The organism is Blautia sp. HCP3S3_B11, assembly GCF_052064435.1.
Taxonomy (GTDB): Bacteria; Bacillota; Clostridia; order Lachnospirales; family Lachnospiraceae; genus Blautia_A.
Genome location: NZ_JBQHVP010000012.1, coordinates 116,242 through 140,381 on the forward strand (window position 1 = coordinate 116,242; position 24,140 = coordinate 140,381).

Genomic DNA, 24,140 nt, shown 5'->3' on the forward strand with positions numbered 1-24,140 from the left:
AGATGATTAGATTTAGAAATCCAGGAACACAGTATACAACTCAGATTCAGGTATTTAGGGAACTGTATAAGGAGTACAAGGACGTGCCTTATTTTACATTAGATGATATGGCTGCTACAATTGCAAAAACAAAGTTAATGACAGCTTATGGGTATGCAGGAGATGCCGCTTTAGCGTTGAGTAATACAGACAATGACAGTTTGAATTCAACAAAAATGAATGCCAAAATGTACGCGGAGGTATTTCGTTTGCTTGGATGGATCACATCTGCAGGAAAAGGTTCCTACCCACTTGTTTTTACATATATTGGAGAGCATGCCGCGTGTACAGATGAAGTGTTGCCATTATATGAACAATGTGTTTTAGGAATTAATAATCCTCAGAACATTATGGATGTAAAATATGACGAAAAAGTAAGATTTTTTAAAGCTGCTCTTTTTTCATTAGAAGATCTTGATGGAATAATGTATAAGCATGAACTGTGTTTAGGGCCAATGTCGATTGACGATTTAGATAATGGTCAATACAGACGTATGATTTCTTATATCAAGGGCCTGAGAGGATCATATAAAAGATACGAGAGTGCTTATCAAGACTTATGTGACGATTTGGATGTAAAACCAACTCTTCCAGACAATTCTACAAGATTACCGATTGCATTTATGAAAACCTGTAATTGGATAGAAAGTAAGCGAACAAAAAGCCTATATCCGCCTAAATCCTTAGAGTGTATTTGCTTGACAGAGCATGGTAAGGAAGTGGCAGTTAGCCTTCATGGTATGAAGGACTTACGTTTAGATGAGTATTCTTCATATTCGGAGCATCATCAGCAGTCGCTGATAAGATTAGGCGTATACTCAATGCTTCTTCGTGCTGGATACAATACTGAACCAGTCAAAGATATTATGGAGAAGGATACAAAAGAGTGTGCTGATATCTTAGAGGGAAAGCAATTACTGTTTTCACCTTATCAGACGCTGCATCACGAAGAAGTGGATGAGGCAATAGGCATAAAAAAGGACAACGGTAAGGTAAAGCATTCTAATAAAACCATACTTCCAAGTATACAAAGAGCTAACTCAAAAGTAACAGATATAAATTTTGACCAGGTGGCAAGTTATTGCTATGGAACAAAGGACCTAGAAGTAACCGAATTTGTTAAATACGTGAAAGATTTGAAAAATAAGGGATTAAGTAAGAAAAGAATAATAGACAAAATATTTGATGATTCCTTAACAGATACGCAGACACGTTTTTATCCATTTATTGCCATGCTGTTCAGAATAATGGGATTGGACTGCCAGGCTTCAAGGCCAGGTGATAATGGAGCTAGATGGGATGCAATTATTGTAGACAAGAATCAGAGCATTCCAATTGAAATAAAATCCCCAACGGAGGAGCAGCATCTGTCTCTAAAAGCAATAAGACAGGCATTGGAAAATAAAGTTATTCTATTATCACGTAAGACTCACCCAACAAAACCAGAGACTACAACATTAGCTGTAGGGTATTATCTTCCAAATGATCGTGCTGAAGTTACAAACTTAATGAATGACTTTAAAGATGCGTATGGATATAGAATAGGGGTAATAGATTTAAAAACATTATTAACAATCTCAATTACCATAATACTGGAAGAAAAAACTTTTGATATTGAGAAGCTTAATAGATTGGAGGGATTTGCCAATGCCACTTTTGACTAGAGAAAAACAAAGAAGTTATGTTGCACTTCCTAAGCTGACAAATATTGAAACTGTCACTCAGAATTATGAAGAAAATGCTGTAATTTCCAACAAATCATCAAGTGTTATAGGTGCCTGTTTAAAATGTGCTAACCCTCGATGCATTAAGTATACAGAAGCACTGATTAAATGTGAGGAATTTGAAGATTTTTCGTATGAAAGAAATTTATCAGTATGCCCAGTAGATGCAATAAGGTGGAATTACTCATTAGAATTGCCTGAGATAGATGACAAAAAATGTATAAAGTGCGGTCTTTGTGCTTTGAGGTGTCCAACGGGAGCAATAACTATAAAAAACAGGAGGATGCATGTGAATCCACCAGATGATTCATATCAAATACTGCCAGCTACTTCCGAAAATTTGCATAGACAAGAAGCAGTATTTGAAGGACTAATGGCATTGAACTGGAAGCATAGGTTTGTTAAAGAATCTGATACTATAATGGAATCAGTATACGATAAAGTAGCCAGATTTGATGGAAGATCAATGGCGGCTAACTTACTTGTAAGAAATCTTATGATCGCCTTAGGATATCATTGCTCCATAAGTAGGGCAGGAGATGTATATACAAGGATTGATGCAGTTTATTCTAATGGTGATGATATAGATTCGTGTTATGGTGCAATAGAAATAGAATTTGGAAAAGATACATTAGATGCGTCTCGTGGAATTTTGGATGACATAGCAGTATTGCATTCAAGAAACGGAATTGATAAAAATAAGAACACGGCATTGGTAATATGTCTCTCGTTCCCTAATAAGAGACAAGGGTATTTTCAAGTGATTAAGGATATATCCAATGTCTTGAATTTGAAAATTCAGACGTTATCCCTCGGTGCGTTATTAATTTTGGCATGGAATGATATTGAAATAGGATTTTCTCAACGACAGTTCTATGTGGATTTTGATAATTTAAGTATCAGGGGAGTCACAGACTCAGAATTAGGTAGACGAAACAATATTTCAAATGGCTTCTTAGGAATTTTAGAGCCTGAGAAATAATCAGAAAAGAGGTCGTAAATGCAGGATACAAGTAAATCGTGCTCAGATGAGCAACAGAGTGCAGAAGGCATCATTGCAGATATTGTCGAAAGCCGGGTGCAGTGTAAACTCGATCGTAATGTTCGTGTGGATATTTCTGATGGTGTACATATCGAGCCGGATTTATATTCAGAAAAGGACAGAATTATCTGTGAGATCTTTGCACATATCGGATCACTGAAAGTTGGACAACAGCATAAGATTTCTCAAGATCTGTTGAAAATGCTTTTGCTTGAAAAGAGCAAGGGCGTTGAATACAGGAAAGCGATAGTTATTGTTGATGACAGTGTGGAGAAATATCTGAATGGGAAATCATTTATAGCTGAAAGTATCAGGCAATTTGGAATCGAAGTTATAAGAATAAACCTTCCTGATGAGATCAGTGAAGGAATTCAGAAAGCCCAAAAACGACAAGTGATGATAAATGCGTAGAATAAGAGAGCGGCCTCTGGCGATGAACCGGGAGCCGCTTTTCTGTCAGTCTTTTTTATAAAATTTGGTTTCGTACCCGTCGCCGCGGATCAGGATGTCCGGCATCCAGTCAGGTGTTTTACTCATGAGGGACGAGATGTTCTCGACGGTGGTATTCTCTGGGCATTCGATGATAAGTTCATCATGGACGTGTCCACAGATCTGCTGATCGGAGAGGTTTTGCATGGCGTAGCAGAGAAGATCCCGAGAGACTGCCTGGACGATGTTCTCTACAAATTTCGGGCCGTAAGATTCGATGCGCTCCCATTTCTTGGTGGAGCCGACGCCTTCATAGGTGACAGATTCACCACCGAAACGGTTTTCTCCGATGCGGGGTTTCACATAACTGAGAAGCCTGCCAGAGGGGAGTTTGATGAAGAGCATGCCGCTTTTGTAGAAGAACTGGATGCCACGGACCTCTGTTTGGGTACGCTGCTTGATGGTGGTTTTTACGGCATTGTCTACGTCCCACCAGAATGCAGTGATCATGGGATTAGAGGCACGCCAGGAATCTACCAGAGGCTGCAGTTCTTCCTCAGATAATCCCATTTCCAAGGCGCCCATGGATTTCAAGGCACCGACTGATCCGCCATAACCAAGCGCAAGCTCTGCAATCTTACCTTTTTGCCTCAGGTGACCATTGATGCCATGCTTTTCTACCGGAACACCGAACATCTGAGAGGCAGATGCACAGTAGATATCTTTTCCTTCTGCAAATACCTTGGATCTCCACTTTTCACCGGCAAGGTGTGCCAGGACTCTTGCCTCGATAGCAGAGTAGTCGCTGACGATGAATTTATATCCAGGCTTTGCAATGAAGGCGGTGCGGATCAGCTGGCTGAGGGTATCTGGAATATCATCATAAAGAAGATCCAGCGTGTCATAATCACCGGTGCGAACCAGTTCTCTTGCCTCTGCCAGATCGGACATGTGGTTCTGAGGGAGGTTCTGCAATTGGATCAGTCTGCCTGCCCAGCGACCGGAACGATTGGCACCATAGAACTGGAACATGCCGTGAGCACGGCCGTCCTTGCAGACAGCATTTTGCATAGCTTGGTATTTCTTTACAGAGGATTTTGCTAGTTGGAGGCGTAGCTTTAATGCTTCGGCGATGTCTCCGTCAGTATCCTTTAGGAGGGCGGCAACATCCTTTTTACCAAGAGATTCTGCTTCCACACCATTCTCTGAAAGCCATTGCTTCATTTGAACTACGCTGTTTGGATTCTCCAGATTGGTCAGATTCTGCATGGAGATCATCAGAGCTGTTTTGGATTTCTCATCAAAGGCGATGGCATTTTTTACCACATCCATGTCCAGCATAATGCCACGGTCATTGATTTCCTGATCCAGGTGATATTCCGCCCAGACAGATTCCGGTATCGGGAACTTTGACAGGCGCTGTTTGATGGCAAGTTCGACTTCCACATCTCTTTTATTGTAGGCCTTGAAGGTTTTCCATTTGTCGGGAGCATGCTCAGGGAGATTTCTGGTTCTGCCGCCGTTTGCCTTGGTGGGCTTGCAGGGGCAACAGAAGTACTTGATCAGGTCTTTGCCTTCCTTCATTTTCTGATCCTGAAGCTTTAGGACAGCACCGACGCCTTCCAGAGATAAGGGCAGGCCCATGTAAGCCGACCATATCATGGAACATTTCCAGGAGGCAGGATCCAGATAATTCTGGACGGGATCCCCAGGCTGATTGTAGGTCTTGAAGTATTCCGGGCGATGCTTCTTAAGCCAGTTGGATAAGCAGATGCGCTCGAAAGAAGCATTGAAGGCCCATTTGGTTACGTTTTCATCAGATAATGCGGCAAGGATTTCTTCAGGGATCTCATCACCGGCAGTAAGGTCATAGACCTGGACAGGTGCATTATCCACGGAAACACCGAAGAGCAGTATCTCAAAATTCTCAGACTCAGCGTACTTGTAGGCTCCACATTTGGAGATATCAATGTCACTGTAAGTCTCTAAGTCAATCGAAAGTTCATGTATTGGCATAGATTGGCTCCTTTCATAAAGTGTTTATAGACGGAGAAGGTAGGCTCTGTCTGTCAGCCTGTCCTTGGGATCCACCTCAGTCGCATTGACTTCCTTTACCATGGCAGACATATCTTCCAGCTTCATGGATCCATCAAAAGGAATGATTAGCATTTCATGCTTGGAAGAGGGCAGGACAATCAGTTCTCTTGTCCGGTAGTGTTTCGCAAAGTTCCTCAGTGCTTCCCGGTTTAATATGGCACTAGCACCTTTGGTTTTAGTGGTGGTTGTGATTACATGGATGGTGGATTTTGGAAAAGAAGCATCGTAGTCGGCGCCCATGAGATCTGCCATCATCTGATCCAGACTGATCAGTGTGGTATCACGGCAGATATGGATCATGGCTTCGTGCCAGGCCTCATCCTCACTGATGGAAGCATGGTCTAGCAGTTCCTTTGTCATTTTGATGGAGTAGCATCCACCATCTTCCTCTTCCCGGATAATCAGGTATTGCTCGATGCCTTCAAACTCGGTAGCTTTTTTGATGATTGCTTCATCAGAGGTAAGCTGCAGGGCGATGGAAAGACGGGCAAGTACCCAGTCGGTATCAGATAATTTCTCAGAAAAATATTCTTTATTCATGGCAGTCTCCTTTATTCTTTATCTTCCAGTGGGTCGATTACGATGTACTTGGAATCCAGCGGGTTGATATGGCAGAGCCTGAGCTTTAGCCTGTTTTCTGCAGGGCAGTTCACCAGGATGTAATAGCCGGTCTCTTTAGCAGGCTCCCAGGCTGTCTTATAGTTGGCCATGTGATCCAAGAATCTCTCCACATCGTTTTCACCCTGAGCTCTGTATTCATGAGGGAGCATGGATCCTTTCTTGTAGAAGAAGGCTCTCTCAAACTCTCGGTTCTCAGGATTCTCCGGATTGTCGCAAACAAGCAGTTCGATATCCTCTGGCGGGATCTTATCGGTAAAGTTGTGCATCGCATCATATAAAGTCATAGCATTCATCCTTTCATGGGTAAAAGTCAGGCGGCAGCAGGGTTTTGCTACCGCCTTGGGATTAATGGTTACTGGTTATGGATTAGTCGAGGAAGTCGTCATCATCCTCAGTTGCAAAGTCATCCTCAGCACGGGACTTGCCGCCGAGAGGCTCACCGTCACGAATCTTCTGGAGATTGTTGAGGCCGCAGGCGATACCCTTATTGCCGTTGGAGTTAAATGCGTAGAGATTGATGGATGCTCTTGCATATACGCCGCTGTACACTTCGGAACGCTCTAAGATCGGCTGTCTGTCTGCATCTACGATGCCAGGGGCAGTAGCAGAGTTGGCGTTGATGAAGTAAGCATTCTTGTATGCCTCATCGTCAGGTCTTTCAAGGTCTCCGTCACGAAGGGGAGTCTTGATAGCGGTGAGAGGGGGAACGGACTTGCCATTGCCCTTAAGCTTGCTCTGGCCTTCGTCATAAGCTGCCTGGATTGCTGCATTGATCTTCTCGATTGTCTTGGTATCGGACTTCGGAATGATGAGCGATACGCTGTACTTGGGAGCACCACCGTTGATACTCTTAGGATCCCATACATTTGCATAGGAAAGTCTTGTGTTTACACCTGTAATAACCTTAGTAGGATTTACCATCTTATTAGCCATAATTATTTTCCTCCTTAAATTTCATCAAAATCATCTTTGGCTGTATTGAGTGCCGGGCGTTTATCGCTCTCAGGCACCAGTGCAGGTTTTCCTGGCGGCTTTGCTACCAGTCCACCTAATAACTCTTCAAATTTCTTCTTTCCAAGCAGGGAAGTCATTGCTGTAATTCCGAGAAGCTTCTTCTCATAGGGATCATATCCATTGTTTTCCACCACAGAGGCCACGGCCTTTTCATCGGTGTACTTGCGGTTGGATTTGCCTTCCACCACCTTGAATCCCTGATAGCTGACACCACTTAGAGCCTGTTGTAAGGCGTAGTCCTTGATGTCGTTTGCCCAGGAAATCAGCTGATCAATCTTTGGCAGGATTTCTGCAATTTCGGATTCCTCCAGTTTGGCAGGAAGCTCGAAGTCGTAAGCTGCAAGCTCCATGTTGTATTCCGCACGTTTTCTGCAGGTGGCTTTCACCTTGCAGAACTGGCAGTGGTCACCGGCATGAAACTCGCCTTCTCCGTTGTAAGCCAGCTGTGCCGTAGGAGCTAAGAAGGTGTCTGCCCAGTTAAGCAGATTTTCTTTGCTGATCTGGAAGGTGCTGACGTTGTCGCGTCTTGGCTGGAAGATTGTCATTTCCACAGATTCGATATCATAGATCCCGTCATAGAGATCCAAGGCACCAAGCGCATAGCACATCATCTGAGGATTGTTTTCTGCCTCCACGAGGATGCCCAGACCGTATTTGAAATCTATAATCTGGAGCACTTTGTCTGCCACGATCAGGCAGTCGCCGGTGCCGAAACCATCGGGAACCCATTTGGAAAAATCTAATCTCTGTTCCACCAGCACTTGTGGATCCTTGCAGTACTGCTTGGCTTTCTCATACTGTTCCATGCAGTAGTTGCAGTATTCGTCGGTGCAGGTTTCCATTTCCTGATCATAGAAGTCCAGGTTCTCTGTCGGGTCCTTCACATCCTGTCCAAATGCCTTCAATACTTTGTACTCACAAAGCTCATGGGCATCGGTGCCTTGTTTCGCATAGGGAGAAGCTTCGTCTCTGATCTCTGCACAAAGCTTTGCACTGGGTGGACATGACAGCCACCTATGTGAGGCTGAGGCAGAGAGGTATGCGTGTCTAGGCATCGGTCAATCCCTCCACTTCTTTTACGAGGGCGGGATAGCTGTCTGCCGGAATGTCGGTAAGACTGCCACCGTTGCCATACTTCTTTACCAGGGCTTTCACCTGAGCCTTGAACTGGCCACCGGCTTCATTTGCCTTGGCTGCAAGAAGGGCTCTGACATCTTCCTTGGAATAGGTAGGAATCTCTGCCTTTGGAGCAGCTTCTTCCTTTTTCTTAGGTGCCGCCTTCTTTTCCGGTGTTGCTGCAGGAACTTCGTCTGCCTGGAAGCATCCTTTGATAGCATTGGCTGTCTGGATCATCTTTTCGCCACAGGAGATGAGGTCATCTAACACCTGTGACAATTCGCTCATTTTGCTCATCTTGTCATTCTCCTTATTCTGAATATTCTGTTTTGTCTGGGGAGCCGCCTCCGTTTTACCAGGGCGGCTTAAGAAACCGTTTTGTCGTTCATTGTCTACCTCCGTTTTGCTTTCTAATGTTCTAGGTATCAGAAAAGGTGTTTTTCCGATTTTTCATGAAAAATATTTTTGAGATTCATCGGTTTTCGTCCTTTTCACAGGTCTAGGTATCATCTGGGGCGGTTTTCCGATTTTCTTGGAAAATATTTTTTGCTCCGTCAGGCTTCTGACCTTTACAGAGGACTAGGTATCAGATAGAGGCATTTTCCGATTCATAAGCAAAAAAATTTCCGGTCAGAGATGGCCGGATTTTTCTTTTTATAAGGAAACGATGCAGGACGAAAACAATATTTTTGAAAAAGTTTGGAGAAAAATCGGAAAACAGGCGGAACTGATACCTAGACCCTTGGAAAGCCAGAAATGGCTTTACTACTTCAAACGAAAGAGGTGGTTCCTATGGGTGTAGCGGACTTAAAGCAGGCAGTTACCTATTTAGTAAGCAGATAGCAGGAGGCAGAAGAATGCGTTTCATTTTACAGACGGCAAATGTGACTGCAGAAGCTACGAACTGCGTGTATCCCAACAAGGTGGAGGTCACGTCAGCGGATGAGCTGAAGGAAGCAGTGAAATTTGATCATGTGTGCGGTGAGTTTCAGAAGAACTACCGTAGCATCAGTAATTTTAAGAAAACAAATGTGGTGGTCATGGATTGTGACAATGACCATTCGGAGAACCCGGACGACTGGATCACCATGGAGAGCCTGGAAGAGCGTTTCGAAGATATCGACTATGCAGTGGCGCCGAGCAGACATCACATGGTGGAGAAGGACGGGAAGGCGGCAAGACCAAAGTTCCATGTGTATTTTCCTATTGAAGAGACAGACAGCGCGGAACGTTGTGCAGCCATTAAGAGAGCCATCCACAAGGCATATCCCTTCTTTGATGACAATGCACTGGATGCGGCCAGATTCATTTTTGGCTCTGATGTCAGTGAGACCGTATGGCATGAAGGCTGGATCACCATCGATCAGGAAGTGACCGTGGAAGCGACAGAGGAAAAATCAGAAGCCCAGGAAAAGCAGACAGGTCCGATTCTGGAAGGCAACCGCAACAATACCATGAGCCGTTTTGCCAGTCGTGTCCTTAAGAAGTACGGCGTGACGGATAAGGCAAAGGAAGCATTTGACCTGCATGCCAGAAGATGTGATCCGCCGCTTCCTGAGGAAGAGCTGAATACCATCTGGAGTAGTGCGGTTCGTTTCTATAAGAAAACTATCGTTACCCAGGAAGGCTATGTGGCACCGGACGAATACAATGCAGAGTTTGGATCCATTCAGCCTGAGGATTATTCGGACATGGGAGAGGCCAAGGCACTGGTGGATGAGTATAAGGATGAGCTTCTTTATACGGATGCAACAGAGTTCTTAAGTTATGACGGTATCTGTTGGCGTGAGAACAGACAGAAGGCAGTCGGTGCTGTGGAGGAATTTCTGGATATGCAGTTGGTGGATTCAAAGGGACAGCTCAATGATTGTTCTCAGGCACTGCTCGATGCGGGAATCCCGGAAAGAGTTGTGAGAGCCGGTGGCAAGGCTTTGGAAAAGCTGATCACACCGGAACTGGAAGATGCCTTCAAGCAGTATCAGGCGGCAAAGGCCTATTACGCATTTGTCATGAAATACAGAAATTATAAGAACATTGTGAATACCCAGAGCGCAGCAAAGCCGATGGTGGCTGCTGACATCAGCATGTTTGATGCCCAGGAGAATTTCCTTAATACTCCGTCAGCGACCTATGACTTGAAGCTTGGCATGGCCGGTGCAAGACCGCACAGAGCCACAGATCTTCTGACCAAGATCACTAACTGTGCACCGGGAGAGGAAGGCAAGGACCTCTGGGAGGAAGCACTGAACCTTTTCTTCTGTGGAGATCAGGAACTGATTGAGTATGTGCAGGAGACGGTTGGTCTGGCGGCAATCGGAAAGGTGTATGTGGAAGCCCTCATCATTTCTTATGGCGAAGGTCGAAACGGTAAGTCAACCTTCTGGAATACCATTTCCAGAGTGCTTGGTACCTACTCGGGAGCCATGTCGGCGGATGCGCTAACAGCCGGATGCCGTAGAAATGTGAAGCCAGAGATTGCAGAGCTTAAGGGCAAGAGACTGGTGATTGCGGCAGAGCTGGAAGAGGGAATGAGACTTTCTACATCGATTCTCAAGCAGCTTTGCTCTACCGATCAGATCCGCGGGGAGAAGAAATTTAAGGATCCCTTTGATTTCACACCTTCCCATACCGTGGTGCTTTATACCAATCATCTTCCTAAGGTTGGTGCATCGGATGATGGTACCTGGAGACGTCTGATCGTCATTCCTTTCCATGCAAAGATTGAAGGCTCATCAGATATTAAGAACTATTCGGATTACCTGTATGAGCATGCCGGTTCTGCCGTCATGAGCTGGATCATTGAGGGCGCCCAGAAGGTGATTGCCCATGAGTACAAGATTAAGCCGCCTAAGGTGGTAGCGGACGCCATCAGTGAATATCGTGGCATGAACGATTGGCTCAGCCAGTTCCTGGAGGATTGCTGTGATGTGCAGGACGGTTACGAGGAAAAGTCAGGTGAACTCTATCAGGAGTACAGAGCCTATTGCCTTCGTACCGGGGAGTATGCACGCAACAATGCTGACTTCACTGCCGCTCTGGAGAAGAGAGGATTTCTTCGTAAAAAGAAGAAGTCAGGCATGTGGGTGCAGGGTGTGCAGCTCAAATCAGAAGATTTCGTAGAGTAAAAATGACAAAAGGTGCAGGGTGTGCAGGACAAATACATATTACGCGTATAGGGAATTTTTTGAAAAATCTCCTTATAGGAAAATATAGAAACGTCCTGCACCCCCTGCACCCTCATAAATTTGATGGAGGAATCGCAATGAACTTTTATAGATGGATGATGAACAAGCATTTAAAGACAGAGGCACCCATGGGAGACCTTGCCCGGGATATGAAAGGCGATAAGGAATTTCCGCATGGTGGAAACCTTGATGAAATCTTAGAGTATCTGGAAAGCAAAGGTGCCTGTTTTGGTTGTATGGATGCCTGCATGGAGGCCTGGAAGCAATATGAGAGAGAAAGTCATAGAGCAAAAGTTGGTTCAGGCAGTTAAAGACAGAGGCGGGATCTGCCCCAAGTTCGTATCGCCAGGATTTGATGGAATGCCAGATCGGCTAGTGTTTTTGCCCGGTCGGCACTTCGGGCTGGTGGAGGTAAAGGCTCCCGGGGAGAAGCCGAGAGCCTTGCAGTTATCAAGACACAGATTATTGGAAAAATTAGGATTCCATACCTACATTCTGGATGGAATCGAGCAAATCGGAGGAATTTTAGATGATATACAAACCACATGAGTATCAGAAATATGCAATCGAATTTATAAAGGAACATCCTATTGCAGCCATCCTTTTGGATATGGGCATGGGCAAGACAAGCATCGTGTGTACGGCCATCAATGACCTTCTGTATGACAGTTTTGAGATCTCCAAGGTGTTGATTATTGCACCTCTGAGAGTTGCCAGAAATACATGGTCAGATGAGATTGAAAAGTGGGATCACCTGCATGGCCTTCGTTATTCCATCGTAGTGGGAACGGCGGCTGAGAGAAAAAAGGCATTGGCAGCGGATGCGGATATTTTCATTATCAATCGGGAAAATGTTCCCTGGCTTATTGAGGATAGTGGGTATCCCTTTGACTACGACATGCTGGTTGTGGATGAGCTTTCATCCTTTAAGAACTGGCAGGCAAAACGCTTTAAGTCACTGATGAAGGTGAGACCTAAGGTGAAGAGAGTTGTGGGGCTTACCGGTACACCTTCCAGCAATGGACTGATGGATCTGTTTGCTGAGTTCAAGCTTTTGGATATGGGAGAGCGACTGGGGAGGTTTATCAGTCAGTATCGACTAGATTTCTTTAAGCCAGATCGCATGAATGGTCCGATTGTTTATACCTATAAGCTGTTACCAGGAGCTGAGGAACGCATTTACAACAAGATCTCAGATATCACCATTTCCATGAAGGGAACGGATTACCTGGAAATGCCTAAACTGATCAGCACCGAGTACATGGTGCATCTGGATCCTGATGAAAAGGAAAAGTATGAGGCACTCAAAAATGAGCTGGTGCTGCAACTCCCTGGTGGAGAGATTACAGCTGCCAATGCCGCTTCATTATCCGGGAAGTTATGCCAACTTGCCAATGGTGCCATTTACGATGATGACGGTTCAGTGAATGTCTTTCATGACAAGAAGCTGGATGCTTTGGAGGATTTAGTTGAGGCGGCCAATGGAAAACCGGTCATGGTGGCCTATTGGTTCAAGCATGATCTGGCAAGAATCACAGAAAGACTTACCAAGCTTGGTGTTGTTTTTCAGAAGATTGATTCCGATGCCAGCATCAAAGCGTGGAATGCAGGTGAACTTCAGGTAGGCCTGATCCATCCAGCCTCTGCAGGTCATGGATTAAATCTTATGAGCGGTGGCAACGTGATAGTGTGGTTTGGACTTACCTGGAGCCTTGAGCTATATCAACAGACGGTTGCAAGACTCTGGCGGCAGGGACAGACGGAAAAGACTGTTTCCATTATTCACATCGTGACAGAAGGCACTGTGGATCAGAGAATCCTGAAAGCTTTGGAAGCAAAGGACAGCACACAGGCCGCACTGATTGATGCAGTGAAGGCAGAGGTAGGTGATGCCTGTGGCAACTAAGAATCTGGCAGAGGATCCTTATGAGAGACTGGCCAATGCCATTATCTTAAGTGCTGTTTCGGATTACCGGGCAGCGCTTCGAAGAATTAAGAAAAGTCCAGACAATCATTTGGCAATCGACGAAGCCTTGCAGATTGAGAAGTTCTTTCGAGGTTCCTGGTATCAGTGTCTCACATCTGTGGACGGGGATTTCTTGATCAGCAAGCTTCAGGAGGAAATCCGAGGGAAATAAAAATTTTCGGAGGTAGATTATGAACGCAAAAGAGTATTTGAGCCAGGCTTTTAAAATCGATAATGATATCAACAGTAAGCTGGAGCAGGTAGCTGCTTTAAGGGAGCTTGCCATCAAAGCAACCAGCACCATTTCCGATATGCCTGGCAGTCCAAACAGAAATATTCACAAGATGGAAGATGCCATCGTTAAGCTGACGGATCTGGAAGCAGAGCTGAATGCGGATATCAATGAGCTGGCATCCTTGAAGGTGGATATTACCCATGTGATTAAGAAGGTAGATAGCAGACAGGAACGAAATGTTCTGGAAAAAAGATACCTTTGCTACGAGACCTGGGAGCAGATCTCCGTGGATATGGGTTACAGCATCCAGCACACATTCCGTATTCACGATCAGGGCTTGCAGAAAGTGGATGAGATTCTAAAACATGAGAGTTCATGTGATAGAATGAGAGTTACCTAATGTGTTATTGTTATAATGCGGAAAGCAAAATGGAACAAGGCCTTGAGAGAGAAATCTCCCAGGGCTTTTGTTGTAGGAAGGAAGTGAAGCACATGCCTTACAGAAGCAATGTGCCATGCAAGCATCCGGGCTGTGCCAAGCTGATTCCTCATGGACAGATGTATTGTGAGGAACATCAAAGCCTGCATCGGAATGATCGTGCCTCTGCTTGTGAGAGAGGATACGGTGCCAGATGGCAGCGGGAACGAAAGAAGTTCCTGGACACGCATCCATTTTGCGTAAAGTGCTATGAGGAAGGTAAGCTTACCAAGGCGTCAGTCGTGGATCATATCATTCCACATCGTGGAGATCAAAAGCTCTTTTGGGATCGTGGTAACTGGCAGCCTTTGTGCGAGCATTGCCATAATGTAAAGACCATGACGGAAGATCGGTACAAAGAATACAAATTCTGACGATGGGGTAGGGGCGGTCGAAATCTCTGGAAGCTATAGGCTCCAAGACCGGCGCCCCCTCTTGCGTGCAAAATCGCGAAATGAAAAGTGGAAAGGAGGGATTCCAATGGCGGGAAGAAAGCCAAAACCTACAGCGGTGAAAATGCTGGAAGGTAATCCTGGAAAAAGAAAACTGAATACAAAGGAGCCGACACCGGGCAAGGGAATGCCCGACTGTCCAAAGTGGCTCTTACCTGAAGCAAAAGAGGAATGGAACAGACTCTGTGAAAAACTGAATCAGATGGGAGTGCTGACGGAGATTGACAGATCAGCCTTTGCTGCTTACTGCCAGTCTTATGCAAGGTGGAAGGAAGCTCAGGATCATATCAATTCTGAGGGAGCTACCTATGAAACGGAAAATGGTATGAAGAGACCGAATCCTTATGTGGCAATCAGTAACACGGAGCAGAGACTGATGATGTCTGCCGCTTCTGAGTTTGGACTGACACCTTCTGCCAGATCCAGAATCATGGCGGCATCCAGTGCAAATAAAAATGATGTTGATGAGATGGAGGCTCTGCTTGGAGGTGATTCCTAATGGCAAAAGAGACAAGGCCAAAGGATTACCCAAAGCTGAAAGATTATCAGCCGTCAAGGTTTATGCTTCCTACTTCTCATTACGATAAGAAGAAGGCAGACCGGGCAGTTACCTTTATAGAAAATCTTTGCCATACTAAGGGCAAATGGGCTGGGACAAGATTCTGGCTCTTGCCCTGGCAGGAACAGTTGATTCGCGATATTTTCGGAATTGTAAAGCCTGATGGGAATCGGCAGTTCAGAACGGCATTCGTAGAAATCTGTAAGAAGGTTGGAAAATCAGAACTTGCAGCTGCAGTTGCTTTGTATCTGCTTTATGCAGACAATGAACCATCCGCTGAGGTGTATGGTGCGGCGGCTGACCGACAACAGGCTTCCATCGTTTTTGATGTTGCAAAGCAAATGGTGGAAATGTCACCAGCTCTGATGAAGCGTAGCAAATTGATGGCGGCCACTAAACGAATTGTGAATTATGGGAATGCAGGGTATTATCAGGTACTCAGTGCTGAAGTTGGTGGAAAACACGGATTTTCGGTCAGCGGCTTGGTGTTTGATGAAATTCACACGCAGCCGAACAGGCAGTTATATGATGTGCTCACAAAAGGATCCTCAGATGCCCGGCAGAATCCGCTTCATTTCATTATTACCACAGCGGGCAATGACAGACATTCGATTGCTTACGAGTTGCATACCAAGGCAGTTGATATTTTAGAGGGCAGGCGTGTGGATCCAACCTTTTATCCTGTGGTCTATGGCCTGAAGGATGATGAAGATTGGGAAGATGAAGCAAACTGGTACAAGGTAAATCCTTCTCTGGGATATACGGTAGACATTGAAAGACTGAGAGATGCGTATAGAGAAGCCAAGCAAAATCCGGCTGATGAAATTACTTTCAAATGGCTAAGAATGAATATGTGGGTGAATTCTACGACAGCCTGGATCCCCGACGCGGTCTATATGAAGGGTAGTGAACCGATTGATATGGACTCACTTCTTGGCAGAGATTGTTATGCTGGTCTGGATCTTTCCAGTACTGGAGATATTACAGCACTGGTGCTGATGTTTCCGCCAAGGGATGAAGATGAAAAGTACGTGGTGCTTCCATTCTTCTGGGTTCCTGAGGAAACTATTCCAAGAAGAGTAAAGGCCAATTCGGTTCCTTATGATGTCTGGGAGAAGCAAGGCTATATTATGGCGACAGAAGGAAATGTGATCCATTATGACTTTATTGAGCATTTCATTTATGACCTTGCTGAGAAATATCATATCTTGGAAATTGCAGTGGATAGATGGAATGCCACACAAATGATCCAGAACCTGGAAGGAGAAGGATTTACCATAGTTCCCTTCGGGCAGGGATTTTCTTCCATGTCAGCACCGACAAAGGAATTTTACAGATTGCTGATGGAAGGAAAAGTGATCCATGGTGGAAATCCAGTGCTCAGATGGATGGCAGGAAATGTGGTCATTGATACAGATCCGGCAGGAAACATCAAGGTGACGAAAGCAAAATCTAAAGAAAAGATTGATGGAATTGTAGCTGCAATCATGGCTTTGGACCGATGTATTCGTCAGGAAAATCAGAGTGGCAGTGTTTATGACGAACGAGGATTATTGGTGTTCTAATGCAGCAAGCTTTAACCGTGCAAAATCATACGCAGGCTGCATATTTATGTGATATAATCAGCACAACAAATGAAAAGGAGTTGTTGCTGGATGGAAGAACAGTTCAAAGAATTTCTTAAGGCAGAAGGGTATTCTGAATTTACTCCTAGTGGTCATAAGAGCACTGTATATGATTACGCAAAGCGTGTGAATCGTGTTTGCGAATACGAGCATATGACGTGGGATGAACTGAAAGACAATATATCTTCTGTAGTTAAGCTATATGATGTTGGTGGGGAAAAAGAAGATATCGGCAAGAAATCGCATAACGCATATATCAATGCAATTAGGGCATTTCAAAAGTTTGTAAACAATCATTAGTGAAGAGCATCGCTTCGGCGGTGCTTTTTCTATGGAAAGATGGAGGTATGTATGGGATTATTCAGTAATATATTTCGAGGGAGAGATGCTCCCACAAATAGAACCAGTGGTAGCGCTTATTCGTTTTTCATGGGAGGCAGCACTTCTGGGAAAAGGGTGAATGAGCGGTCGGCAATGCAGATGACGGCGGTGTACTCTTGTGTGAGGATTTTGTCGGAGGCGGTGGCAGGGTTGCCATTGCAATTCTATCGCTATACGGCTGATGGTGGCAAGGAAAAGGCGGTGGATCATCCATTGTATTTTCTTCTGCATGATGAGCCGAATCCAGAAATGACTTCGTTTGTATTCCGCGAGACGCTGATGACGCATTTGCTTCTCTGGGGAAATGCATACAGTCAGATTATTCGAAATGCAAGGGGCGAGATCATTGCTCTGTATCCTTTGATGCCAGACCGGATGACAGTGAATCGTGATACAGATGGGCAGATCTACTATGAGTATTACATGGGAACTGATGATGCTCATACCATGAAAGGCTCTGTGGTAAGGTTGCAGGCAACGGATGTGTTGCATATTCCGGGGCTTGGCTTTGATGGTCTGGTTGGCTATTCTCCGATTGCTATGGCCAAGAATGCGATTGGAATGGCGATTGCCTGTGAAGAGTATGGTGCTAAGTTCTTTGCAAATGGAGCAGCACCTTCTGGTGTTCTGGAGCATCCCGGTACCTTGAAGGATCCTTCCAGAGTGAGGGAGAGCTGGCAGGCAACTTTTGGCGGATCTGCTAATGCAAATAAGGTGGCTGTATTGGAAGAGGGAATGAAGTATACACCGATTTCCATCAGTCCAAATGAAGCACAGTTCCTGGAAACAAGAAAATTTCAAATTGATGAGATCGCTCGAATCTTTAGGGTGCCGCCACATATGGTGGGTGACTTAGAGAAGTCGAGCTTTTCTAATATTGAGCAACAGTCATTGGAGTTTGTGAAGTACACGCTGGATCCATGGGTGTCCCGGTGGGAACAGTCCATGTCCAGGGCACTTCTTACTCCCGAAGAGAAGAAGCATTACTTTTTCAAGTTCAATGTGGATGGTTTGCTTAGAGGTGATTATCAGAGCCGCATGAATGGATACGCGACGGCAAGACAGAACGGCTGGATGTCAGCCAATGATATCAGGGAGCTTGAGAACCTGGATCGTATTCCAGAAGAGGCAGGTGGTGATCTGTATCTTATCAATGGAAATATGACGAAACTGGAGGATGCCGGTATTTTTGCTGCAGGTGCAAGCCAGGTTGAAGATGATACTGGCAAGGAACAGTCCAGAGGTCAGCCACCTGATGGACAGAGAAAGAGAGGTTACAGTTAATGAAACGAAAATTTTGGAACTGGATCAAAAATCAGGATGAGGGCGTACTCGAATCGAGAACGCTCTTTTTGAATGGGGAGATTTCCGATGAAACCTGGTATGGGGATGAGGTAACTCCCAAGCTTTTCAAGGATGAGCTGAACAGTGGGCAGGGTCCGATTGCAGTCTGGATCAACAGTCCAGGCGGGGATGTGTTTGCGGCGGCTCAGATTTACAACATGCTGATGGATTATCCTTACGATGTGACGGTAAAGATTGATGGGCTTGCAGCTTCTGCAGCATCTGTCATTGCAATGGCTGGAACTACAGTGGAGATGAGCCCGGTGGCCATGATGATGATACACAATCCGGCAACAGTTGCCATTGGAGATTCTGAGGAAATGAAGAAGGCAGTGAAGATGCTGGATGAGGTGAAGGAATCTATCATGAATGCCTATGAGATTAAGACTGGGCTTGCCAGGGATAAGATCTCAAAGCTGATGGATGCAGAGAGCTGGTTCAATGCCAAAAAGGCAGTGGAGCTAGGATTTGCAGACAAGATTCTGTTTGCTGATGGACAGGATGGTTCTGAGGGTAAAGGCACTGAGGATAAATCTGTTGCTGGTGTGACAGTAAGTGATGAAATGACGGCTCCTGTGATGTTTTCCAGACAGGCGGTTATGAATTCCATGCTATCCAAGCTGATTCCACCGAAACCGAAGGAAGAGAAACGTACTCCAGTTGATCAGCTGGAGAAAAGATTGTCGCTGTTATCACACTGATAATGGCAGGAACATTGACACGGCGGTTACAACAGTAGCCGCTAATTCTTTATCAAAATGGAGGATTTTATTATGAGTCAGATTTTAGAACTGAGAGAGAAAAGAGCAAAGGCATGGGATGCTGCAAAGCAGTTCCTTGATGCCAAGAGAGGTGCAGACGGTATGCTCTCCGAGGAAGATACTGCAGCCTACGACAAGATGGAACAGGATGTTATGAATTTAGGTAAGGAGATCGAGAGACTGGAGAGACAGGCTGCCATTGATGCAGAGCTTTCCAAGGCTACCAGCACTCCCCTTACCGGAAAGCCAGGTGCAAAGATGAACGAAGAGAAAGAAAAAACAGGCCGTGCGTCTGATGAGTACAAGGGTTCCTTCTGGAATGCCATGAGAGTGAAGGCTCCTATGCCTGCAGTGTTAAATGCACTTCAGGAAGGTACCGATTCTGAGGGCGGTTATTTAGTGCCTGATGAATTTGAGAGAACTTTGGTGGAGGCTCTGGAGGAAGAGAACGTGTTCCGTACTCTTGCCCATGTGATCCAGACTTCAAGCGGTGACAGAAAGATCCCTGTGGTTGCTTCCAAGGGTACTGCAAGCTGGGTAGATGAGGAAGGTGCTTACACCGAATCCGATGATGCTTTTAGCCAGGTTTCCATTGGTGCTTACAAGCTTGGAACCATGATCAAGGTGTCTGAGGAACTTCTTGCAGACAGTGTGTTTGATCTTGAGGCATATATTTCCAAGGAGTTTGCAAGACGTATCGGTGCCAGAGAGGAAGAGAGCTTCTTCAATGGGGATGGCAAGGGCAAGCCTCTTGGTATTCTTGCTGATGCAGGTGGTGCTGAGGTCGGTGTGAATGCCGGTTCTCCTACTGCTATTACTGCAGATGATGTGATCGACCTTTTCTACAGCTTAAAGGCTCCTTACCGTAAGAATGCGGTTTGGGTAATGAACGATGCGACTGTGAAGCAGATTCGTAAGCTTAAGGATTCTACCGGTCAGTATTTATGGCAGCCTTCTCTGGTTGCAGGTACTCCGGACACGATTCTTGGCAGACCCGTGAAGACTTCTGCATTCATGCCTACTGCGGCAGCCGGTGCAAAGACGATTGCTTTCGGTGATTTTAAGTATTACTGGATTGCAGACCGTCAGGGCAGAACCTTCAAGAAGCTTTCCGAGCTTTATGCTGCAAATGGCCAGGTTGGTTTCCTTGGTACCCAGAGAGTGGATGGTAAGTTAATCCTTCCTGAAGCTATCAAGGTGCTTAAGCAGAAGACTGGTTCTGGTTCATAAGAATCGGTGAATTACAGATAAATGAGAGCCCCTGGGTTCCTTCGGGATGTCCATGAAAGCTTGCTCTTTTCGGAGAGTGTGAGAAAGGCAATAGTTTATCGTTTTGGAGGTGATGGCGTGGTAGTGACATTGGAGGAAATGAAGAACTATCTGCGGGTGGACTTTGATGACGATGATGCATTGCTTGGTGACATCATTTACCAGAGCCAGCAGATTTGTATGGATGTGGCAAGGATTTCGGATACTGAGGAATTCGAGAAGCATCCGGTCAGCAAGATTGCGGTGATGTATGCCGTTGCTTTTCTGTATGAACACAGGGAAGAGGCCGATCATAAAGAACTGACCATGAGCCTGAGGGCATTGCTCTTTGAAATCAGAGAGCCAGGATTTTGATGGGAGGTAGCGGATGGACATTGGACTTTTGAATGAGAAGGTTACCTTTCAGAAAAATGTGGTATCGGTAGATGCTATTGGAAATCACAGGAATGTCTGGGAGGATTTCTATTCTTGTTTTGCTACGATTGGTGGCGAATCGGGAATGGGAGCAAAAGAGAAGGAAGCGGCAGGAACGACGGTGGATGATTCTACTATGACAGTGACAGTTAGGTACTGCCAAAAGGCTTCGGAGATTGCCTCTGTGACGCACAGGCTTTTATTTCATGGGGAGATTTATGACATTATTGGTGTGGATCATATGAATTTCAAGAAGAAGTGTTTGAAGTTCAGCTGCAGGAAAGCGAGGCGGTAGATATGGCAACGGACAGATGTAAGGTGGATCAGATGGCACATGTCATTATGGAAGGCTTGCAGGAATATGCAGACCTTGCTACCGAGGACATGAAGTCGGCTGTGAAGAAGGCTGGGCAGAAAGCGAAAAGTGAAGTGCAGAGCGGTGCTCCTGTAAAGAGCGGGCGGTACAAGAATAGCTGGGCGGTGAAAACCACCAAGGAAAATGCAAATGCCATGGAAGTAACGGTGCATTCGAAGAATCGGTATCAGCTAGCACATCTTCTGGAGTTTGGCCATGCTAAGCGAGGTGGTGGCAGAACGAGGGCATTTCCGCATATTGCACCGGCAGAAGCGAATGCAGCTGAGTTTTTGGAACAGGAAGTGGAGAGAGCATTGAAGTAGGTCAGCCTGGATTTATTTGATGGAATTTAGGGCTGTTTTGAGAGTGAGTCTGTGATGATCTGGTGGAGGTGATGTTTGTGGAAGCATTGGTGAAGATCCTGGAAGAAATGAAGATTCCCTTTGCCTATGATCATTTTGCAGAGGGAGAGAGTCCTGATCCACCGTTTATTTGTTATCTGTTGCCGGGGAGCAATAACTTTGCGGCAGATGGCAGGGTGTATTTTAAACGGAATGAGATCAGGGTAGAGTTGTACACGGATTTCAAGGATCCTTCCTTGGAGTCGCGGGTAGAGGATGTCCTGGACGGGCATGAGATTTTTTATAACAAGTCGGAGACATGGATCGGGAGTGAGAGGCTTTACGAGGTCATGTACAGTTTTGAAATGGAGGGCTAAGAGATGGCTGAGAAAAATAATAAGGTGAAATACAATCTCAAGAATGCACATTATGCACTCTTGACTATTGGAGAGGACGGGGCAGTGACTTACGGTACACCAGTGCCAATGCCTGGATCCGTGTCTCTTTCTTTAGATGCAAACGGCGAACCGGAAAACTTTTATGCAGATGGTATCGCTTATTACGTAATCAATAACAACATGGGTTATGACGGGGATCTGGAGCTTGCATTGATTCCGGAGGGATTCAGAACCGATGTGCTGAAGGAGACTTTGGACAGCAAGGGTGTTCTGATTGAAAACTCTGATGCAGAGCTTGCCCAGTTCGCATTGCTTTTTGAGTTCGATGGGGATGTGAAGCATATCAGACATGTGCTTTATAATTGCTCTGCTTCCAGACCTGGAATCGAGGGCAAGACCAATGAGGATTCCAAAGAAGTGCAGACGGAGACATTGACCATCAAGGCAACACCTTTATCTGATGGTAAGGTGAAGGCCAAGACTGGTGATACGACCGATGCTAAGGTATATGCGGATTGGTATAAGACGGTGTATCTGCCCGTAGCGGAACCGGCGGTTGTTTCTGTACAGTCGGCTTCTGGCAGTAAGAATGTAGCAAACTAAGGACAGAGTGCGGTCAGGATTTTCAGACAGGAATTCTGACCGCGATTTTTTGGAGGTTAGGAAATGAGTTTAGTAAAAACCATTGAGATTGATGGTAAGCCTGTGAAATTCAAGGCTTCTGCAGCAATCCCAAGAATTTATAGAATCAAGTTTCAGAGAGATATTTACAAGGATCTGGCATCTCTGGAGAAGGCAATTGATAAGAGCAGTGAAGAGGTTTCCAATCTGGATCTTTTTTCTCTGGAGATGTTTGAGAATATCGCTTATGTAATGGCAAAGCATGCAGATCCTGAGATTCCGGATTCTCCGGAGGAATGGCTGGATGATTTCAATACATTCAGTATTTACCAGGTACTGCCAAAGATCATTGAACTTTGGGGACTGAATGTGAAAACGGATGCTGAGGCTAAAAAAAACTTCGTGCAACAGACCGTCCAATGACAACACCGTTGTTCCTGCTAAGGTGTGTGCAGTTGGGGATTTCTATTAGAGATCTGGATTTACTTACCATCGGGATGGTGAATGACATGTACATTGAGAGCGGGAATGATCAGGAGGCTGATAAGCATTACAAGGTGCTGGCTTCACAGGAAGATTTTGACCGGTTTTAGTCCATTATGTTCTTTGTTTTGTACATTCTGTTGCTGTATAATGGGATGTATTAAAACAAAGGCGGTGGGGATATGTTATACAAGTATAAGGGTAAAGACAATATTGAAATGCTTCCAAGTTATAATTTTGAAGATCTTGGTGGATTAGAGAAAGACTTGGAAAATCTGTTGGCCAATAACCTGGCGGATCTATATTCTGAGGATGGTCAGCTGATGCCAATATTTCAGGAAAGAAGCTGGCAAAGTGAACCTGATTTATGTGCATTAGATAGAAATGGGAATTTAATCATTTTCGAACTTAAACGCGGGGCTGTACCAGGGGATACGACAATTCAAGTAATGAGGTACTGCCAGGATTATGGCCAAAAGAATTATTTTGAACTGGCAGATTTATATAAGACATATACGGGAAACGATAATTTGCTGGAAGCTCACAAAGAAGCTTTTGGTTTGGAAAATCCGTTGTCTGTCGAGGAATTCAATCGCAAGCAGAAGCTGGTTGTAATTGGAAGTTCATCGGATACATACCTTATGGATGCAATAGACTACTGGCGAAGAAATGGTATTGATATTGATTATATCCCTTATCGTTTCTATAAGATTGGTGGAGAGAAATATTTTGAATTCTTTGCTAAGCCTTATGACTATCATATCAACGTTGCGGATCGAAAAGGAATCCTCTTTGATACAAATAAGACTTATGGGCCAGATGATATTTGGGATATGTTTGCTAACAGTAAGGTTAGTGCCTATGGTGGAATAAAAACATGCGTGAACTCATTTAACAAAGGCGATTACGTTCTTTATTATCATAAAGGGTGGGGCGTTGTTGGTGCAGGTATCGTAAAATCATCAAAAGCTAAGGAAATACCGGCAAAAGAAGAAATGTACTTGGATGTAGAATTTCTTACACCAAGGGTTCAGAACGAAAATGATTTACGCTGTATTTCAGTGTCAGAGTTAAGAGAATTGCTGAATAAGAATTTCTATTGGGCAAAGACGACCAAGGTTCCATATCTTACAGTGGATGAATCGAAAAAGGTTGTCGAGTTGCTGTTGAAAAAATATCAATAACATTGAT

At 45.0% G+C, this 24,140-nt stretch carries 30 protein-coding genes; 24 read left to right on the plus strand and 6 right to left on the minus strand.

The genetic code is table 11. The annotated features are described in order from the left end of the window. The first annotated feature begins 2 nt into the window (after nt 1–2). Genes ACTNC0_RS11170 through ACTNC0_RS11180 form a run of 3 tightly spaced genes read left to right on the plus strand, consistent with a single transcriptional unit; the run spans nt 3 to nt 3,216 of the window. Nucleotides 3–1,703, plus strand: coding sequence for a hypothetical protein (locus ACTNC0_RS11170; RefSeq protein WP_441087425.1), 1,701 nt, complete (start codon nt 3–5; stop codon nt 1,701–1,703). Then, nucleotides 1,687–2,745, plus strand: coding sequence for a 4Fe-4S binding protein (locus ACTNC0_RS11175; RefSeq protein WP_441087426.1), 1,059 nt, complete (start codon nt 1,687–1,689; stop codon nt 2,743–2,745). The genes ACTNC0_RS11170 and ACTNC0_RS11175 overlap by 17 nt, the downstream gene beginning before the upstream one ends. An 18-nt stretch (nt 2,746–2,763) precedes the next feature. Beyond that, entirely contained in the window at nt 2,764–3,216 is a 453-nt protein-coding gene (locus ACTNC0_RS11180; RefSeq protein WP_441087427.1) for a hypothetical protein, read from the plus strand. A gap of 45 nt (nt 3,217–3,261) precedes the next feature. On the opposite strand, the gene ACTNC0_RS11185 is transcribed toward ACTNC0_RS11180, so the two are convergent. The 6 genes from ACTNC0_RS11185 to ACTNC0_RS11210 form a co-directional block, all read right to left on the minus strand. Continuing rightward, nucleotides 3,262–5,250 (minus strand): DNA polymerase, encoded by a 1,989-nt coding sequence (locus ACTNC0_RS11185; RefSeq protein WP_441087428.1) that lies wholly within the window; start codon nt 5,248–5,250, stop codon nt 3,262–3,264. A 24-nt stretch (nt 5,251–5,274) separates the two neighbouring features. Continuing rightward, a complete protein-coding gene (locus ACTNC0_RS11190) occupies nt 5,275–5,871 on the minus strand; it encodes a DUF5688 family protein (RefSeq protein ID WP_441087429.1) in 597 nt (198 codons plus the stop codon). Nucleotides 5,872–5,882: 11 nt separating this feature from the next. Continuing rightward, nucleotides 5,883–6,236 (minus strand): hypothetical protein, encoded by a 354-nt coding sequence (locus ACTNC0_RS11195; RefSeq protein WP_154553322.1) that lies wholly within the window; start codon nt 6,234–6,236, stop codon nt 5,883–5,885. An 82-nt stretch (nt 6,237–6,318) separates the two neighbouring features. Then, nucleotides 6,319–6,885 carry a DUF2815 family protein gene (locus ACTNC0_RS11200; protein ID WP_154553323.1) on the minus strand — a complete coding sequence of 189 codons (567 nt, stop codon included), beginning with the start codon at nt 6,883–6,885 and terminating at the stop codon, nt 6,319–6,321. Nucleotides 6,886–6,899: 14 nt separating this feature from the next. Next, nucleotides 6,900–8,021: a DUF2800 domain-containing protein gene (locus ACTNC0_RS11205; protein WP_441087430.1), complete on the minus strand. Its 1,122-nt coding sequence runs from the start codon at nt 8,019–8,021 to the stop codon at nt 6,900–6,902. Further along, the gene (locus tag ACTNC0_RS11210) at nt 8,014–8,379 is read right to left on the minus strand and encodes a hypothetical protein (RefSeq protein ID WP_154553325.1); all 366 of its coding nucleotides are present in this window, start codon (nt 8,377–8,379) and stop codon (nt 8,014–8,016) included. Before ACTNC0_RS11210 ends, ACTNC0_RS11205 begins: the two co-directional genes overlap by 8 nt. A gap of 560 nt (nt 8,380–8,939) precedes the next feature. Between ACTNC0_RS11210 and ACTNC0_RS11215 the strand changes: the two genes are divergently transcribed. The 21 genes from ACTNC0_RS11215 (at nt 8,940) to ACTNC0_RS11315 (ending at nt 24,133) form a co-directional block, all read left to right on the plus strand. After that, nucleotides 8,940–11,207, plus strand: a complete 2,268-nt coding sequence (locus ACTNC0_RS11215; protein WP_441087431.1) for a phage/plasmid primase, P4 family — start codon at nt 8,940–8,942, stop codon at nt 11,205–11,207. Nucleotides 11,208–11,344: 137 nt separating this feature from the next. Then, a complete protein-coding gene (locus ACTNC0_RS11220) occupies nt 11,345–11,578 on the plus strand; it encodes a sterile alpha motif-like domain-containing protein (protein WP_441087432.1) in 234 nt (77 codons plus the stop codon). Beyond that, nucleotides 11,535–11,816 carry a VRR-NUC domain-containing protein gene (locus tag ACTNC0_RS11225; RefSeq protein ID WP_441087433.1) on the plus strand — a complete coding sequence of 94 codons (282 nt, stop codon included), beginning with the start codon at nt 11,535–11,537 and terminating at the stop codon, nt 11,814–11,816. The genes ACTNC0_RS11220 and ACTNC0_RS11225 overlap by 44 nt, the downstream gene beginning before the upstream one ends. After that, nucleotides 11,797–13,173, plus strand: coding sequence for an SNF2-related protein (locus tag ACTNC0_RS11230; RefSeq protein ID WP_441087434.1), 1,377 nt, complete (start codon nt 11,797–11,799; stop codon nt 13,171–13,173). Before ACTNC0_RS11225 ends, ACTNC0_RS11230 begins: the two co-directional genes overlap by 20 nt. Continuing rightward, nucleotides 13,163–13,405: a hypothetical protein gene (locus tag ACTNC0_RS11235; protein ID WP_328603020.1), complete on the plus strand. Its 243-nt coding sequence runs from the start codon at nt 13,163–13,165 to the stop codon at nt 13,403–13,405. The genes ACTNC0_RS11230 and ACTNC0_RS11235 overlap by 11 nt, the downstream gene beginning before the upstream one ends. A 19-nt stretch (nt 13,406–13,424) precedes the next feature. Continuing rightward, nucleotides 13,425–13,868 (plus strand): hypothetical protein, encoded by a 444-nt coding sequence (locus ACTNC0_RS11240; protein WP_154553330.1) that lies wholly within the window; start codon nt 13,425–13,427, stop codon nt 13,866–13,868. A gap of 92 nt (nt 13,869–13,960) precedes the next feature. Continuing rightward, nucleotides 13,961–14,320 (plus strand): HNH endonuclease signature motif containing protein, encoded by a 360-nt coding sequence (locus ACTNC0_RS11245; RefSeq protein ID WP_154553331.1) that lies wholly within the window; start codon nt 13,961–13,963, stop codon nt 14,318–14,320. A 106-nt stretch (nt 14,321–14,426) separates the two neighbouring features. Next, nucleotides 14,427–14,897: a phage terminase small subunit P27 family gene (locus ACTNC0_RS11250; RefSeq protein WP_441087435.1), complete on the plus strand. Its 471-nt coding sequence runs from the start codon at nt 14,427–14,429 to the stop codon at nt 14,895–14,897. Further along, entirely contained in the window at nt 14,897–16,522 is a 1,626-nt protein-coding gene (locus ACTNC0_RS11255) for a terminase large subunit (protein WP_441087436.1), read from the plus strand. The genes ACTNC0_RS11250 and ACTNC0_RS11255 overlap by 1 nt, the downstream gene beginning before the upstream one ends. Nucleotides 16,523–16,612: 90 nt before the next feature. Next, nucleotides 16,613–16,882, plus strand: coding sequence for a hypothetical protein (locus ACTNC0_RS11260; protein WP_441087437.1), 270 nt, complete (start codon nt 16,613–16,615; stop codon nt 16,880–16,882). 51 nt (nt 16,883–16,933) lie between these two features. After that, on the plus strand, nt 16,934–18,247 hold the full coding sequence (locus ACTNC0_RS11265) for a phage portal protein (protein WP_441087438.1): 1,314 nt from the start codon (nt 16,934–16,936) through the stop codon (nt 18,245–18,247). Further along, nucleotides 18,247–19,008, plus strand: a complete 762-nt coding sequence (locus ACTNC0_RS11270; RefSeq protein WP_441087439.1) for a head maturation protease, ClpP-related — start codon at nt 18,247–18,249, stop codon at nt 19,006–19,008. Before ACTNC0_RS11265 ends, ACTNC0_RS11270 begins: the two co-directional genes overlap by 1 nt. A 72-nt stretch (nt 19,009–19,080) precedes the next feature. Continuing rightward, nucleotides 19,081–20,298 (plus strand): phage major capsid protein, encoded by a 1,218-nt coding sequence (locus ACTNC0_RS11275; protein WP_441087440.1) that lies wholly within the window; start codon nt 19,081–19,083, stop codon nt 20,296–20,298. 117 nt (nt 20,299–20,415) lie between these two features. Continuing rightward, the gene (locus tag ACTNC0_RS11280; RefSeq protein ID WP_441087456.1) at nt 20,416–20,691 is read left to right on the plus strand and encodes a head-tail connector protein; all 276 of its coding nucleotides are present in this window, start codon (nt 20,416–20,418) and stop codon (nt 20,689–20,691) included. Nucleotides 20,692–20,704: 13 nt separating this feature from the next. After that, nucleotides 20,705–21,046 (plus strand): phage head closure protein, encoded by a 342-nt coding sequence (locus tag ACTNC0_RS11285; protein ID WP_441087441.1) that lies wholly within the window; start codon nt 20,705–20,707, stop codon nt 21,044–21,046. 2 nt (nt 21,047–21,048) lie between these two features. After that, complete coding sequence (locus tag ACTNC0_RS11290; protein WP_441087443.1) at nt 21,049–21,429, plus strand: HK97 gp10 family phage protein; 381 nt, start codon at nt 21,049–21,051, stop codon at nt 21,427–21,429. Between the two features lie 71 nt (nt 21,430–21,500). Beyond that, nucleotides 21,501–21,824 carry a hypothetical protein gene (locus ACTNC0_RS11295; protein WP_441087444.1) on the plus strand — a complete coding sequence of 108 codons (324 nt, stop codon included), beginning with the start codon at nt 21,501–21,503 and terminating at the stop codon, nt 21,822–21,824. A 3-nt stretch (nt 21,825–21,827) separates the two neighbouring features. Then, nucleotides 21,828–22,448 carry a major tail protein gene (locus ACTNC0_RS11300; protein ID WP_441087445.1) on the plus strand — a complete coding sequence of 207 codons (621 nt, stop codon included), beginning with the start codon at nt 21,828–21,830 and terminating at the stop codon, nt 22,446–22,448. 63 nt (nt 22,449–22,511) lie between these two features. Next, nucleotides 22,512–22,889 (plus strand): hypothetical protein, encoded by a 378-nt coding sequence (locus tag ACTNC0_RS11305; protein ID WP_441087446.1) that lies wholly within the window; start codon nt 22,512–22,514, stop codon nt 22,887–22,889. Next, nucleotides 22,886–23,059 (plus strand): hypothetical protein, encoded by a 174-nt coding sequence (locus ACTNC0_RS11310; RefSeq protein WP_441087447.1) that lies wholly within the window; start codon nt 22,886–22,888, stop codon nt 23,057–23,059. Before ACTNC0_RS11305 ends, ACTNC0_RS11310 begins: the two co-directional genes overlap by 4 nt. A gap of 72 nt (nt 23,060–23,131) precedes the next feature. Then, a complete protein-coding gene (locus tag ACTNC0_RS11315; protein ID WP_441087448.1) occupies nt 23,132–24,133 on the plus strand; it encodes a hypothetical protein in 1,002 nt (333 codons plus the stop codon). The last annotated feature ends 7 nt before the right edge of the window (nt 24,134–24,140 follow it).